The sequence below is a fragment of the Hornefia butyriciproducens genome (assembly GCF_009695915.1).
Taxonomy (GTDB): Bacteria; Bacillota; Clostridia; order Peptostreptococcales; family Anaerovoracaceae; genus Aminicella; species Aminicella butyriciproducens.
Genome location: NZ_VUMZ01000008.1, coordinates 1 through 16,217, shown reverse-complemented (window position 1 = coordinate 16,217; position 16,217 = coordinate 1). Strand labels below are relative to the sequence as shown.

9 protein-coding genes are annotated in these 16,217 nt (G+C 52.0%); 7 read left to right on the top strand and 2 right to left on the bottom strand.

Going from position 1 to position 16,217, the window contains the following annotated elements; genetic code table 11:
• The first annotated feature begins 131 nt into the window (after window positions 1-131).
• From argF to FYJ64_RS08595, 4 genes are all read left to right on the top strand, one after another.
• On the top strand, window positions 132-1,127 hold the full coding sequence (argF, locus tag FYJ64_RS08610) for an ornithine carbamoyltransferase (protein WP_154574752.1): 996 nt from the start codon (window positions 132-134) through the stop codon (window positions 1,125-1,127).
• Between the two features lie 50 nt (window positions 1,128-1,177).
• Complete coding sequence (gene arcA, locus FYJ64_RS08605; protein WP_154574751.1) at window positions 1,178-2,398, top strand: arginine deiminase; 1,221 nt, start codon at window positions 1,178-1,180, stop codon at window positions 2,396-2,398.
• Between the two features lie 37 nt (window positions 2,399-2,435).
• The gene (gene arcC / locus FYJ64_RS08600; RefSeq protein WP_075714148.1) at window positions 2,436-3,380 is read left to right on the top strand and encodes a carbamate kinase; all 945 of its coding nucleotides are present in this window, start codon (window positions 2,436-2,438) and stop codon (window positions 3,378-3,380) included.
• Between the two features lie 441 nt (window positions 3,381-3,821).
• Window positions 3,822-5,255: a basic amino acid/polyamine antiporter gene (locus FYJ64_RS08595; RefSeq protein WP_154574750.1), complete on the top strand. Its 1,434-nt coding sequence runs from the start codon at window positions 3,822-3,824 to the stop codon at window positions 5,253-5,255.
• Window positions 5,256-5,487: 232 nt separating this feature from the next.
• Here FYJ64_RS08595 and FYJ64_RS08590 read toward each other — a convergent pair whose 3' ends face one another.
• Window positions 5,488-6,759, bottom strand: a complete 1,272-nt coding sequence (locus FYJ64_RS08590) for an argininosuccinate synthase (protein ID WP_154574749.1) — start codon at window positions 6,757-6,759, stop codon at window positions 5,488-5,490.
• A 235-nt stretch (window positions 6,760-6,994) separates the two neighbouring features.
• On the opposite strand from FYJ64_RS08590, the gene carA reads away from it, so the two are divergent.
• From carA to FYJ64_RS08575, 3 genes are all read left to right on the top strand, one after another.
• Window positions 6,995-8,098, top strand: coding sequence for a glutamine-hydrolyzing carbamoyl-phosphate synthase small subunit (gene carA, locus FYJ64_RS08585; RefSeq protein WP_465250634.1), 1,104 nt, complete (start codon window positions 6,995-6,997; stop codon window positions 8,096-8,098).
• Window positions 8,098-11,277 carry a carbamoyl-phosphate synthase large subunit gene (gene carB / locus FYJ64_RS08580; protein ID WP_154574748.1) on the top strand — a complete coding sequence of 1,060 codons (3,180 nt, stop codon included), beginning with the start codon at window positions 8,098-8,100 and terminating at the stop codon, window positions 11,275-11,277. Before carA ends, carB begins: the two co-directional genes overlap by 1 nt.
• A 118-nt stretch (window positions 11,278-11,395) precedes the next feature.
• Window positions 11,396-13,567, top strand: a complete 2,172-nt coding sequence (locus FYJ64_RS08575; RefSeq protein WP_154574747.1) for a peptidase U32 family protein — start codon at window positions 11,396-11,398, stop codon at window positions 13,565-13,567.
• 438 nt (window positions 13,568-14,005) lie between these two features.
• On the opposite strand, the gene nhaC is transcribed toward FYJ64_RS08575, so the two are convergent.
• Window positions 14,006-15,631 (bottom strand): Na+/H+ antiporter NhaC, encoded by a 1,626-nt coding sequence (gene nhaC, locus FYJ64_RS11570; RefSeq protein WP_154574746.1) that lies wholly within the window; start codon window positions 15,629-15,631, stop codon window positions 14,006-14,008.
• Window positions 15,632-16,217 lie beyond the last annotated feature (586 nt).

Genomic DNA, 16,217 nt, shown 5'->3' with positions numbered 1-16,217 from the left:
GATATAGGTACTGGTACTTAAAAATGATTAAGTGCTGGTACTTTTTTATGAAAATGAAATATTGTAAGATGGAAATATCAAAATTGACAGTTAATTATCGATGTACACTTAAATGAAAAAGGAGAATTATTATGGCAGTTAATCTTAAGGGAAGACATTTTCTGACACTGATGGACTTCACACCGGCTGAGATCCGTTACATGCTGGATCTGGCTCATGATCTGAAGGCCAAGAAGAGAGCCGGCATCTGCAATCAGGTGCTGAAGGGCAAGAACATCGTTCTCCTGTTCGAGAAGACCTCCACCAGAACCAGATGCGCGTTTGAGGTTGCAGCGATGGACGAGGGCGCTGGTGTCACATTCCTGGACAGCAAGTCCTCCCAGATGGGAAAGAAGGAAACAATTGCGGATACTGCCAAGGTTCTGGGCAGATTCTATGACGGAATCGAGTACAGAGGATTCAAGCAGAGCGTTGTGGAAGAATTGGCGGCGAATGCAGGCGTACCGGTCTGGAACGGACTGACTGACGTTGACCACCCGACACAGATTCTGGCGGATATGCTTACCATTGAGGAGCATGTGGCGAAGCCGCTGAACAAGGTCAAGGTTGTCTTTGTCGGAGATGTCAGAAACAACATGGCTTATGCGTGGATGTACGGCTGTGCCAAGATGGGTATGGAGTTCGTTGCGTTCGGACCGAAAGAACTGGCCGCTGAGGTTGACAAGGATGTTTTGGCGAGAGCACAGAAGGTTGCGGAGGAAACCGGAGCGAGCATCAGCGTAAGCAGCGACGAGTCCTGCCTGGAGGGCGCAGACGTGATCTACACCGATATCTGGGCTTCCATGGGTGAAGAGGATCAGATTCCGGAGAGAGTCAGACTGCTGACCCCGTTCAAGGTGACCAGAGAGTTCCTGGACAAGACCGGGAATCCGGACGTGATCTTCATGCATTGCCTGCCGAGCTTCCATGATTTCGACACCACGATGGCGAAGGATCAGAAGGAACTGGGATATGACATCCGCGAGGTGACTGATGAGGTATTCCTGAGCAAGAACTCTGTCGTATTTGATGAGGCGGAAAACAGAATGCATACGATCAAGGCGGTTATCGTCGCGACCATCGCATAAGAATCGTAACGGGTGCGTATTACTTACGCGGAATCAGGAAGGAGAAAAATATGTATCCCGGAATTCACAATTTCTCGGAGATAGGGAAGCTGAACAGGGTTCTGCTTCACCGGATCGGGCACGAGGTGGAAGGCTTGGTGCCGGACAACTTCGCGAGACTGTTGTTCGATGATATTCCGTATTTGAAGGTTGCGGAACAGGAACACGACAGGTTTGCGCAGGTGCTGCGTGATAACGGCGTAGAAGTCATCTATTATGTTGATGAGACAGCAAAGGCGATCAGGGATCCTGAGGTCAAAAAGGCGTTTCTGAACGATATCCTTGACGAGAGCGATCTGAATTCAGAGGGCATCCGGGAGGCGATCTACGATTACCTGATCCGGATGCCGGAGAGAGAAATGGTCGCTAAGATCATCGCCGGTGTCAGAAAAACAGATATTCCGAATGTGGAGTCCAAGACTCTGGCGGATCTGATTTCGTCCTCGTATCCATTTTATATGGATCCGATGCCGAATCTGTATTTCACCAGGGATCCGGGGGCCTGTGTCGGAAACGGTCTGAATGTGCATCATATGAGCACGGTGACCAGAAGACGGGAATCGCTGCTGCTGAAGTACATGTTTATGTATAACAAAGACTTTGCTCCGGAGGGATCACAGCTCTGGTATGATTATGATGATCCTGCCTCCATCGAAGGCGGAGACGTACTGGTACTGAATTCGGAAACGGTCGCCATCGGTCTCTCTCAGAGAACGACAGCGCTGGGAATCGAGCGCTTCGCAGAGAATGTTCTGCATAAATCCACGTTCAAGAGAGTGATTGTGTTTGACATTCCCAAGAGCAGGGCGTTCATGCATCTCGATACGGTTTTCACGATGGTGGATTTCGACAAGTTCACCATTCATCCGGAAATCGAAGGTCCGCTCCAGCTGTTTGAGATTACATTAAATGCGGAGGGGAAAGCTCATTTTGAGTCTGTGACGGACGAGCTGAGTCATCTTCTAGCCCGTGTTCTGAAGGTTCCTGCAGTGGAACTGATCCGCTGCGGCGGAAATGACGCCATGGCCGCGCAGAGAGAGCAGTGGAACGACGGCTCCAATACGCTCTGCATTGCGCCGGGAACGGTTGTGACCTATGAGAGAAATTATGTAACAAATGACCTGCTGGACAAGAAGGGAATCAAGGTTCTGACCATTCCGAGCTCGGAGCTTTCCAGAGGAAGAGGCGGCCCGCGCTGCATGTCCTGCCCGGTCAACAGAGATGATCTGTAACTGATGAAGATTTATTAAGAGATAGTGAGGAATTAAAATGGCAGAAAAAATTGTAATCGCGCTGGGCGGAAACGCTCTTCAGTCCGGAAAGGGCGAGGCAACCGCGGAAGCACAGCTGAAGGTCGTGAAGAAGACCTGTGAACACATTGCGGATATCAGCTGCGCAGGATATGAGATCGGTCTGGTGCACGGAAACGGCCCTCAGGTAGGGAGAATCCTTCTGGCTTCCGAGACCGCGAAAGACGTTACACCGGCAATGCCGTTCGATGTCTGCGGTGCGCAGTCCCAGGGGTATATCGGGTATCACATTCAGCAGGCCCTGAGATACGCGCTGGCGAAGAGAAACCGCAATATACCGGTCGTCACGATTGAAACGCAGACCATCGTTGAGAGGAAAGACCCCGCATTCAAGACACCGACGAAGCCGATCGGACCATTCTATACAGAAGAAGAGGCGAAACGGATGCAGGAGGAGAAGGGTTACACGATGAAGGAAGACGCCGGCAGAGGCTGGAGAAGAGTCGTCGCCTCTCCGCTTCCGCGCAAGATCGTTGAAATCGATGCGATCCGGACTCTGTGGCCTTCGACGATCACGATTTCTGTCGGAGGCGGTGGAATCCCCGTGGTCGAGAAGCGTAACGGCGCGCTGGAGGGCGTTGCCGCAGTTATCGACAAAGACTTCGGTGCGGAGCTTCTGGCCGAGGAGATCGGTGCGGATATTCTGATGATCCTGACCGAGGTAGAGAATGTCGCCATTAACTTCAACAAGCCGGATCAGAAGAACCTGACATCCATGACACTGGAGGAAGCCGACCGGTACATTGAAGAGGGACAGTTCGCTCCCGGAAGCATGCTTCCCAAGGTAGAGGCGGCGATGAAGTTCGTCAGAACATATCCGAACAAAAAGGCAATTATCACGTCACTGGACAAGGCGGTGGACGCCCTGAACGGAAAGACGGGTACTGTCATCACTTTCGCATAATAAAATCAATGAAACAGCAGAAACAGAAAGTAACACGCGTTGCTTTCTGTTTCTGTGATTAGAGGCTTTTTTCGTCTGAACGAGAGGACAGCGGGTGTGAGGCAGGCGGCATGCCTGCGATGTGTTGTGTCTGTGTGCAGATATGGATGTCTGTATATGTGTATGTGTGTGTCGCGGGAACATCGGATCTGAAGTGAAATGTCCTCAGAATTTTATCAGCATTTGTTGACATAAAGAAAAGTATATTATATATTGTATTTAATGTGCGACCAGGAACGGAGAGTACCTGATTGCTGTGTGATATGTTACTCAGGGTATCTGACTCGGTGACGGTACTCTGTGAACAGATAAAGGTATCAATTTATGTGATCTGCAGCTTCAACCGTTTGCGCAGATTTCTGACGGGAACCTCAGGGGCTGCAATTTGGAGGAATTGTTGTTATGGAAAAAGAAAAAAATCTTGGCATAGGTAAGCTTACCTTATTTGCCATCAGTACGACGCTCGCGTCCGGGGTGTTTTCTCTGTCAGGAGACTTCGCGGCCGGCGGTGCGCACACTCTGGCCGTTCTGATTGGATGGGCGATCTGTGGAATCGGAATGGCAGGACTTGCGGTTTCCTTTTACAGACTTTCCGTTGTCAAGCCGGAATTGTCCAGTGGAATTTTTAATTACGCAAAGACGGGATTCGGCGATTACATCGGGTTTATCAACGGATGGGGATACTGGATCAGCGCAATTCTCGCCCCGGTATCTTATGTGGCGCTTTTGTTCGCTACACTGGGGAACTTCTTTGATGCGTTCGGAGACGGAAACAATCTGCTCTCGGTGGTTGTCGGTTCCCTCTATGTGTGGTTCCTGATTCTGCTGGTGTACCGAGGCGTGAATTCCGCGGTCGGCATCAATGCAGTCGTGGTTATCGCCAAACTGGTGCCTATCATCTTTACTGTCTTTGCGATCATTCTGATGGGAGCGTTCAAGCCTTCCATATTCATGGAGAACTTCGCAGGCGCCGCAGACAGCCCCTCGCTGCTCACGCAGGTGAAGGGTACCGTGACGACGACGGTATGGACGTTTATCGGAATTGAGGGTGCCGTAGTGCTTTCAGCCCGTGCGAAGAACACAAAAATCGCCGGGAAGGCGACGATTAATTCGTTCCTGGCTCTGCTGATCCTGTATGTGCTCATCTCCGTGCTCTCCATGGGCGTCATGCCGCAGGAGGAACTGGCTAAACTGAGCAATCCGCCGATGGCCGGTGTGATGGCCTACGTTGTCGGCCCTTGGGGTGCGACGCTGGTGAACTGCGCGGTAATTCTGTCCGTTGCAGGTGCGATGCTCTCCTATGTGATTCTTTGTACCGACAGCGCCTATCAGCCGGCGGTGAACGGTCTTTTCCCGAAGTTCCTGAGCAAGCTTAATCGTTACGACGCACCGACCTGGTCCGTTCTGGGAACCGGTATCGTTCTCCAGTTCTTCATCATCATGATCTATGTGGCGGCAAGCTCCTATCAGAAGTTGTACGCTGTCTCCACCAGCACGATCATGTTTCCGTATTTCTTCTCGGCACTGTATTATCTGAAGCTTTGTATTCAGGGACACGGCTGCGATAACGACGCAGGCGGAAAAGCCGGTGCATGGCTGGCCGCTGTCGTTGGAACTGTCTACGGCCTCTGGCTGCTGTATGCTACAGGCTGGCAGTATATCCTGATCACGACACTGTGTTATGCGCCAGGCACGATTCTTTACTATTGGAGCAAGAAGGAGAGAAACGAAAAGGTCTTTCCGAAAACCAGCGATCTGGCGGCTTTCATCGTGGTTATGGTTCTGTTCGTGATTTCCATTATTCTGCTGGCAAACGGCACGATCAAGCCGTTCTAAGATAAACAGCACCTGCTGCCGATGAGGCGGCGAAAACTGCTGGAATAAAGACAGGACGGGAAAATAAGAAGACGCATTAATAAAGCCTCTCGCAAGTTCTGAAAGGTACTGAAGCGAGAGGCTTTTTAATTGAGGACTATATTATGGCATGCAACGGGCATGCGACCCGCGTCGGCATGCGTCATTGCGTACGGTCAGCCGAACCGCATTTGCTATGACGCAGCGCTGTGCGTCACTGTTTGAAGTCGCCGCCTTTGATGACTTTTTTATCGAACTTCGCTTTCTGTGCTTCAGGCACGCCTTCCAGATTCTGTTTCTGGATGGCCCGGATCTTCAGCGGAAGAGACCACAGGTTGATGAAGCCTTCGGCGTCGCTCTGATCGTAGACTTCGTCCGCACTGAAGGTGGCGAATTCTTCGTTATACAGGGAATATGGTGATCTGCTGGCAACCGGCCATGCGGTTCCTTTGTACAGCTTCATTTTCACATCGCCGGTCATCAGCTCCTGGGTTTTGTCCACAAAGGCGGAAATCGCCTCCCGGAGCGGAGTAAACCAGAGACCGTCGTAGCACAGTTCTGCAAATTTCTGCGCGACGATCGCTTTATACGCCATGGTGTCGCGATCCAGGATTAATTTCTCCAGATCCCGGTGCGCCTGATAGAGAATTGTTCCTCCCGGGGTCTCATAGACGCCTCTTGACTTCATTCCAACCAGCCGGTTCTCGATGATATCGATGGTGCCGACAGCGTTTCTGCTTCCCATTTCATTCAGCTTTGTCAGAAGCTCAATTGGTCCAAGCTTCTCGCCGTCAATTGCGACCGGCTCCCCCTTCTCAAAGGAAATCGTCACATATTCAGGTTCATCAGGAGCGTCCTCCGGTTCGCAGGACAGCACATGAATTCCTTTTTTGTGCTCGTTCCACGGATTCTCCAATTCACCGCCCTCGTGGCTGATGTGCCAGATGTTTTCGTCTCTGGAATAGATTTTTTCTGTTGTCTGTTCAATTGGAATGTTGTTCTGATGAGCATATTCGATGAGATCTTCACGGGACTGGAAATCCCAGGTTCTCCATGGGGCGATGATCTGCATCGCAGGATTGATGGCCTTAATCGCGGTTTCGAATCTGACCTGATCGTTGCCCTTTCCGGTGCAGCCGTGGCAGATGATGAATGCGCCCTCTTCTACGGCGAGTTCCACGAGCTTCTGCGCCATCAGCGGCCGCGCCATCGAAGTTCCGAGGAGATAATCTCCTTCGTAGATTGCTCCTGCCTTCAGGGTTGGGTAAATGTAGTCAGTGATAAATTCTTCTCTGATGTCGATCGTAACAGCCTTCGATGCGCCGGTTGCGATCGCCTTTTTTTCTATTGCATCGAAGTCTTCTCCCTGACCGGCGTTGCAGCAGGCAGCGATCACTTCGTAATCGAATTCTTTGATCAGCCATTTGAGAATAACGGATGTGTCCAGCCCGCCGGAGTAGGCAAGGACGACTTTTTCTTTAGACATATCGGGTTCCTCCTGAGAATCTTTTAATAAATATTAAACATATTGAATTTTATTTCGTGTATGTAATATAGCATATAGTGAATGAATAATCAAGGGGGTTTATCAAAAAATCAATAAAAATTTTACGAAATTTGTTTCTGAACAATAAATATTGTATTTTTACTGTTTCAGGGTTGAATAAAAATAGATATTAAATTATAATCTTCCCAATGCAATATTGTGTGGAGGGAGTAAAATGATGAAAGGTACGATTTATCTTGAGGACGGTACGGTCTATAAGGGCACCGGGTTCGGATTCCGGGGAACCCGGACGGGCGAGCTGGTTTTCAACACAGCGATGACAGGTTACCAGAAAACTATGACGGATCCGTCCTATGAAGGGCAGATTATCGTGATGACGTATCCGCTGATCGGAAATTACGGAGTCAACGATGTGGACTTTGAATCCAACAGAATCCACGCCTTCGGACTGGTGGCCAGAGATGTGTGCTTTCGTCCGTCGAACTGGCGGTGCGTCAGGACGATCGATCAGTGGATGCAGGACGAGCAGATTCCGGGAGTATATAATATAGATACCAGAGAGATTACGAGGCGGCTTCGGCGCATGGGCAGCCAGAAATGTGTCATCTCAACGGAGGATATCGGCATCGAGGAACTGGCGCGGATTTGCGGGGAGCATGAACTGCGCGGAGACGCGATGAAAACGGCAGGTGTGTCCGAGGTGACAGAATGTAAGGCGGAGCATCCAAGGTACCGCGTTGCGGTGATGGATTTCGGCGTCAAACGGAGCATCCTGAGGGAACTGACGGCCAGAGGCTGTGACCTGACTTTGTTCCCCTACGGTACAAAGGCGAGGACGATTCTCGACATGCACCCGGACGGCGTCTTCCTCACCAACGGCCCCGGCGATCCTGAAGAAGCGGCGGAGGCGGTGAAAATTACGGAGAAACTCGTCACAAACAGTAATTACGGGGAACGTGCCATGCCGATCTTCGGGATCTGCATGGGGCACCAGATTATCGCACTTTCTCAGGGAGGAGAAACCTACAAGCTGAAGTACGGGCATCGGGGCGGCAACCACGGAGTGTTCGACAAAAATACTGGGCGCAGTTATATTACATCGCAGAATCACGGATATGCTGTGAAAGCAGAAAGCATCATTCTTCACGGACTGGAAGTGACGCACCTGAATCTGAACGACGGGACTGTGGAGGGGATGCAGGCCATCGATAAGCCGGTTTTCTCGGTGCAGTTTCATCCGGAATCCAGTCCGGGCCCCAACGACGCGGGTTATCTGTTCGATAAATTTATTGAGTTGATGGAAGGAGGACGGCTATAATGCCAAGGGATTATTCATTGAAGAAGGTGATGATCATCGGCTCCGGGCCGATTGTCATCGGTCAGGCGGCGGAGTTCGATTATGCCGGGACGCAGGCGTGCAAGGCGATTTCCGAGGAAGGGATTGAAACTGTCCTGATCAACAGCAATCCAGCCACGATCATGACAGATAAGGGAATTGCGGACAAAGTGTATCTGGAACCGATTACGGAGGATGCGGTAACAAAAATTATACAGCAGGAGCGACCGGACGGCGTATTGGCTGGATTCGGAGGACAGACCGGTCTCAATCTTGCGATGGCGCTGGATGAAAAGGGAATTTTCGAAAAGTATGGAGTCAAGCTTCTGGGAGTCAATAAGGAAAGCATTCATAAAGCCGAAGACAGGGAAGCGTTCAAGGAACTGATGGGTCAGATCAATGAGCCTGTACCGCCCAGCATCATCGCTACAGGCTATGAAGAATGCCGGGCTTTCGCAGAGGAAACAGGGTATCCGGTTATCATCCGACCTGCCTATACCCTGGGAGGCACCGGAGGGGGCATCGCCCATAATGAACAGGAACTGCGGGAGCACTGTGATATGGGCATTGCGAAAAGCGCCATAGGCCAGATTCTGGTAGAGAAGTCCATCGCAGGCTGGAAAGAAATCGAATATGAGGTGATGCGCGACAGCAAGGATAACTGTATCGTTGTCTGTAGCATGGAAAACCTGGATCCGGCAGGGGTTCACACCGGCGACAGCATCGTCGTAGCGCCGACACAGACACTCAACGACACACAGTATCAGATGCTCCGTGATTCGGCCCTGAAGATTATCCGCAGTCTGAAAATCGAGGGGGGATGCAACGCCCAGTTTGCCCTGAATCCCGACAGGGATGAATACATCGTCATCGAGGTCAATCCCAGAGTCAGTCGTTCCTCTGCGCTGGCCTCAAAAGCTGCCGGTTATCCGATCGCCAAGATTGCCGCGAAAATCGCCATCGGATATTCGCTGGATGAGCTGAAAAACTATGTTACAGAAGGTTCCAGTGCATGTTTTGAGCCGGCGCTGGATTACTGCGTGGTCAAGATTCCCAAATGGCCCTTCAATAAATTCCGCACTGCCTCGCGGAAACTGGGGACGCAGATGAAGGCCACCGGAGAGATCATGGCGATTGACCGGTATTTCGAGGCGGCGCTGGCCAAGGCGATTTCCTCGCTGGAACTGGAGGGTACAGGACTGAGGATTCCATATGTGACAGGGCTCAGTAACGAGAAGCTGCTTGAAAAGCTCCGTGCCTGCGATGATGAACGGATTTTCTGTATCGCGGAGATCTTCCGCCGGCAGCTCATGACGCTGGAGGAGGTATTTGCGGAAACCAAAATCGATCGCTGGTTTCTGAACAAGCTGAAGGGCATAATCGACATGGAGGAACTTCTGAAAAACTCGGAGGTCACTGCAGAACTGATTGAAGAGGCGGAACACCGGGGATTTGAGGAGGAGGAGATCATGGCGCTCACTGGGATCCCCCGGGATGTTCTGCAGGATATCCGGATCTATCACGATATTTATCCGGTGTACAAAGTGGTAGATACCTGCGCGGGAGAATTTGAGGCACTGACTCCCTACTATTATTCCAGCTACGGAGGAGAAAATGAGAGCGTTCCCTCCGGGCGCGACAAAATCCTCGTTGTGGGTTCCGGCCCGATCCGCATCGGTCAGGGAATTGAGTTCGATTACTGCTGCGTACAGGGCGTATGGGCGCTTCGTGAGGCAGGCTATGAATCGATTATCATCAACAATAATCCGGAGACGGTGAGCACAGACTTCGATACCTCGGATAAGCTGTATTTCGAGCCGCTACATACCGATGACGTGATGAATGTCATTAAGCAGGAGCATCCTGAGGGCGTCATCCTGCAGTTCGGCGGGCAGACTTCGCTGAATCTTGCCTCTCGCCTGGCGGCGCGGAGCATCAATATTCTGGGAACAAAAAATAAATATATCGATCTGGCAGAGGATAGGGAAAAGTTCTCAGAACTGCTGGATCTCCTTGACATCGCGACACCGAAGGGTTGTGCGGTGCGCACGGAGGAGGAAGCCTTCGAAGCTGTGGAAAGATTGGGGTATCCGCTGGTCGTCCGGCCGTCCTTTGTCATCGGCGGAAGAGCCATGCAGGTGGTGTACAGCGATGAGGAACTAAAAAAATACCTGAAGGAAGCAGTTCGGATGTCCCATGAGCACCCTGTCCTGATCGACAAGTATGTGGAGGGACGGGAAATGGACGTGGACGCCATCGCTGACGGTGAGGACGTGCTCATTCCGGGGATTATGGAGCATTTCGAGCGCACCGGCGTTCATTCCGGCGACAGTTGTACATCCTATCCGCCGTATGATCTTCCGCGAGAGGTAATCGAGGAACTTGTGGAGAGCACAAAGAAAATCGCGAAGGCTCTGCACATTGTGGGACTGGTGAATATTCAGTACGCCTGGGACGGAGAAAAGGTGTATGTTATTGAAGTAAATCCGAGAGCGTCACGGACGGTGCCGATTCTCAGTAAGGTTACAGGAATACCGATGGTCAAAATCGCAGTCAAGGTTATGACAGGCTCCAGGCTTGCGGAGATGGAGTGGGGAACCGGGCTGTATCCTGATGCAGATTACTATGCCATCAAAATCCCGGTATTCTCAGACGCCAAACTGACCGATGTGGATGTCGCAGTGGGTCCGGAGATGAAATCCACAGGAGAAGTTCTGGGAATAGACCCTGACTTTTTTACGGCGGTGTACAAAGGCTTTTTGGGCGCCGGCGGCAGGATTCCCACGACAGGATCAGCCTTTGTGAGCCTGAAGGATCATGACAAGACGGAAGAATCGGCAGAAATCATTCGTGAATATGAGAAGATGGGCTTCCGGCTCCTTGCTTCCCGCGGAACCTGCGAATATCTCCGGGAGCACGGACTGAAGGCAGAGCAGATCGGCTATGATGGGGTGATTCCGCGAATCGTGGAGGGGGAGATTCAGATTGTAATCAATACTCCGAAGACCGTCAACCGGATCGGTGCAGACACATTCCCGATACGGCGCGCCGCCATTGAGAGGAATCTGCCGGTGATGACCTGCATGGACACGGCGAAGCTGTTTCTGAATGCCGTCCGGCTGCGGCAGGAAGGGAAGGAACTCACGTACAGTGCTTTGTAACGCCGGGAGTCCGGCCTTTGCAACAACGAGGGTACAGCGCTTTGTAACGGCGGGAAATAACGCTTTCTGACGGCGGGAGAGCCTTGCGCCCGCGGAGCCGCCGTTATATAATGGAGACATGGACAGAAAATGTGAATTGCTGGTCCCCGCAGGAGGGCCGGAACAGTTGATTGCGGCAGTGGAAAACGGCGCCGATGCGGTGTACATCGGCGGCCGCCTTTTTAATGCCCGGATGAATGCGGGAAATTTCGACGATGAAACATTGCGGAGCGCGGTGGATTTCGCGCATCAGCGGGGCGTCAGCGTGCATGTGACGATGAACACGCTGCTGCGTGACGACGAGATAGGGGAGGCGCTGAAATACGCAGCCTTTCTGTATGAGACCGGCGTGGATGCGCTGATCGTTGCGGACCTTGGACTTGGAAAACGGATTTCTGAGGTGATTCCGGATTTCCCGCTGCATCTTTCCACGCAGGGTACAATTTACAGTCTTGCCGGCGTAGAGGCGGCCGGACGGCTTGGTTTCGAAAGGGTTGTGCTCGCTCGGGAACTCAGTCTGCAGGAGATACAGACGATCTGTGAAAATACGGCGATGGAAATTGAGGTTTTCATTCACGGTGCATTGTGCATCTGTTATTCCGGCCAATGTCAACTGAGCCGGTATTTCGGCGGCAGAAGCGGAAACAGGGGACAGTGCGCCCAGCCGTGCAGACTTGGATACCGCAGCCTGACGGATACGGGAGCGGAGGCGCCTGCACCGCTTTACCCGCTGAGCCCCGGGGATCTCTGCCTGATTGATCATCTGGGAGCACTGGTTTCTGCCGGAGTGACTTCACTGAAGGTGGAGGGCAGAATGAAATCCGCCGACTATGTGGGCGTGGTGACATCAGTTTACCGTAAATATCTGGATCGTGTCTGTGCCGGTAAAAGCGGCAGAGTGGAGCCTGAGGATCGTGAGGCACTCGCTCAGATTTTCAACCGGGGAGGGTTCACGGATGCGTATATTCGCGGCGACTCTGGAACGGAACTGATGTCCGGAGACCTTCCGAAGCACGGCGGGATCTATATAGGCAATGTGCTCCGCAGGGTTCCCGGAACGGATCTTCTGGAAACAAAGGAAAATCTGCCTGTTTCTCTGGGAGACGGAGTTGAGATTCGCGGTACGGAGCTGTGCGGAAATGTTGTTACGTATTGCCGGAAAACAAAGGGAAAACTTCACATCGGAGATATACGAGGCAGCGTGCAGCCCGGGGATCCCATCTACCGAATTTCTTCGGCGTCGCAGCTTGCTGCGGTTCGAAAAACATACCGGCACACAGGACTCGACGGAGGACAGGAACAAAGGAAAACCCGTGTGGACATCCGCATCATCGGCCGGGGGACCTGCATCACGGCGATCGGTACGCATGAATCCGGGAAAAGAGCAGAGGTGCGCTCCGGAGCGTTTGAACCTGCCGCGGAACCGGTGGATCTGGAAAGGATGGAGGCTGCGCTGCGTAAGAGCGGAAACACGCCTTTTTTCATCGGTCGGATACGGTTCGATGGGGATTTCGGTATGCGCATGAAGGCCTCTCAGATGAATGAACTGCGCCGGCGCCTGCTGAAGGAGGTCGCGGATTCGCTGATCGTGCGCCGGCCGAAACCGGAGGTGATGGACTTTTCTTTTGTGCAGGAAACGCAGCCCCGTGTGATGGAATATTATTTCTATACATGGGAGAGGTTTCTGCAGAGCAGAAACGTACTTCCGTCTCATGACCTTCCGGTGGTCTGTGTGGTTCCGCTGGCGGAATATTTCCGCCGGTTCGGAGAAGTGGGGGACGGGGTGAATATCGTCCCGTATGTCTCCAATGTGACGAGGGGAAGGGAAGAAACTGTGTTGCGGGAAAACTTCACTGAGATCTGCGAAATCTGCCGTGAAACGGGTGTCTACGTGGGAAATCCGGGGTGGATTCAGCCGTTTCGGAGTGCAGGGGTTCCGGTTTATGGAGATTATGGACTTAATGTGTATAACTCGCAGTCGCAGGCGGCGCTTGATATGCTGGGTGTGCGTTTCAGTGTGCAGAGCCTGGAATCTGACGATCGCAGCAACGGAGCCATTCCTTTGATGACGCTGCAGCACGAACCCGAAGGAAGATATCTCGTGTCTGAGAGATATGGCGTGCTGGAAAAGGTGGAACGCCCGTGGTCGGACCAGACACTGCTGGTGGCAAGGGATGCGGACAAGCCCTCAGAGGACCGGTTGCCGGCCCGCGACGCCGGCTGTGAGGTTTTTCGCTACTACTGGAAATGATGGCGTGATGACGGTTATCGATGAAATATGGCATCGTGTCGAACTCCTGTATGGAAGAGAAGTAACTAATGCGTGCTCAGCTATCGGATATGCTTGAAATATCAATAATACAAAGAGCATATTCGGTAGCCTGCCGCAAAGTTTTCAAGCGTTTCATCCGAAAACCCTGCGGCAGTGGGATTCGGAAACGGCCGAATCCCTGAGCACAAGCATCAGTTAGTGTCTGCCGGCACGCTCTTCCATTGGATGGTGCGCCGCGGCGCTGCTGACAAACTGCCGTCAGCGCCCATTAAGTCCGATGGGGACTTAATGAACAGGCACTAATTATAAGGAGAACGCCGGCGCGGAAGAGTCTGTGAAAATATGTTTCAGGGAATTTTAAAAGAGGATGTTGCGAAAACATCCTCTTTCAGGTTTCATTCTATTTTACTAACGGTTCTATGCTTCCAGATTGGCAAGAGCTTCCTGCTTTTCCTTCTCTCTGGCCTGCATAATCTTTTCGTATTCTTCGTCGGTCATCTTCATCATGGTGATGCCGGTGAATCCGTAGAAGATGGATACGAGCGGATTGATCAGGTTCAGGAACGCATAGCGTCCATAGCCTCCGCCCGGGCCGCCCCAGGTCTTGACGCCCAGGAACTTCTGCATCGTAGCGCCGCAGGTGTTCCACGGAACGAGGCAGGAAGTGATTGTACCGGAGTCTTCCAGTACACGGGAGAGGTTTCTCGGCGCCAGATGTCTGTCTTCGTAGGTTTCCTTGTACATTCTGCCCGGCAGTACGAGGGACAGGTACTGGTCTCCTGCGATGACGTTCATGATGACGCAGCTGATAACGGTAACGGTAACCAGTCCGCCGGTTCCCTTTGCGAAGTGCAGCAGGGACTGTGCGATTTCGCCCAGCATTCCGGAAGCGTCCATAATTCCTCCGAAGCACATTGCGCAGAGAATCAGGTTGATGGTCCACATCATGGAATCCATACCACCCTTGCCGTCGATCAGCTTGTCGATGTTGTACTCACCGATGATGGCAGTGCTCAGACCCTGTTCTTTAGCAAGTGTTGCGAAGTCTCCGGCGTCCATTGCCAGGAAGCTGTCCGCATCGTAGGATGCGATCTGATCCGCCAGCTTGTCCTGTGCCTGTGTGTAAGCGTCGGTGAATCCCGGTACGGAATAACCGTAGTGCAGGATTCCCGGCCATTCGGCCAGATTGATTCCGTTGAAGATGGAGCCGATGATCATACCGGCAACGATACCGCCCATGATGCCCGGGATCGCGGGGATCTTCAGAGCAACGATGACGATAACCAGAATCGGCGGAATCAGCATCCACAGGTTCAGATGGAAGTTGACCAGGCAGGCCTGTCTCATCGGTCCGACGATGTCCAGATTGTTTCCGCTGGCTCTCATACCCAGAATCAGGTAGATGACCAGAGAGATGATCAGAGACGGTGTAACCGTGTAGATCATGTGGCGGATGTGATCGAACAGCGTGGCGCCCGCCATGGCAGGAGCCAGGTTGGTGGTGTCAGACAGCGGCGACATCTTGTCTCCGAAATAAGCGCCGGAGACGACAGCGCCGGCTGCCATGCTGGACGGGATTCCGAGACCCGTCGCAACACCGATCAGTGCGATACCGATGGTTCCGGCGGTGGTCCAGGAAGAACCGGTCGCCAGTGCGACGATACAGCAGAGCAGGCATGCTGCGAACAGGAAGATGCTCGGTTTCAGAATCAGCAGTCCGTAGTAGATCATCGCGGGAACGACGCCCGCGGCGACCCAGCATCCGATCAGCAGACCGACCTCAGCGAGGATCAGAATGGCCTGCATGGAACGGTTGATGGAAGCCAGCATGCCGGCCTCCAGGAATGACCATTTGTAGCCGTTCAGAGCGGCTACAATCGCGGCAAATGTCGCGGAAGTAAGAAGTGCGATGTGTACCTCGCCATAGTCGCAGGCGAGTGCATCCCCAAATAATTTTCCAAGGATGCCCAGACAATACATTAATACGATCAACGTGAAGAAGAAACATAATAATGCTTGCCATAGAGGTATCTTTCTACCCATAATAAGTCCTCCTCAATAAAGACAAGTAAAATAAAATAAACCCATGCCCTCAGGCATTATCTATTATAAGAGAGGCTTATTGATTTGTCAAGATTATGTGAAAATTCGGAGAAGGCATAACACAAAAATAACAAAGTGATGCGGGATCGACTCATAATAAAATGTTATTGATCCGGGAGCACGAGAAAACCGGGATGCAAGACGAGACGGCAGAAGAGCAGCAGACAAGCAGCGGAAAAGAAGGCGCGTGATCAGCGCCGGGCTTCGAGAAAGAGGCGGCAAAAGTGGACGACAGATGAACCGGCGCCTGTGAAATCACCGATCGGCAGACGCGGGGGGCAGTCAGATGAACCGGCGCCGCAGGGGCTGAAAGCCCGGGCTTTGCTTTGTTATATATAATGTAAGAAAAAGAAAATCAAAAAAACGTAAAATTAATTTTAAAAAGATGTTGACAAGGGAGTAAACAGGTGGTAATATATTAAATGTTCGCGGCACACGCGAGCACGGAAAGCCTTGAAAAATGAAGGATTTCCGGAAGGACCTAGAAAACCACATAGACAGGAAACGAAAGTCAAACAAGACAAAA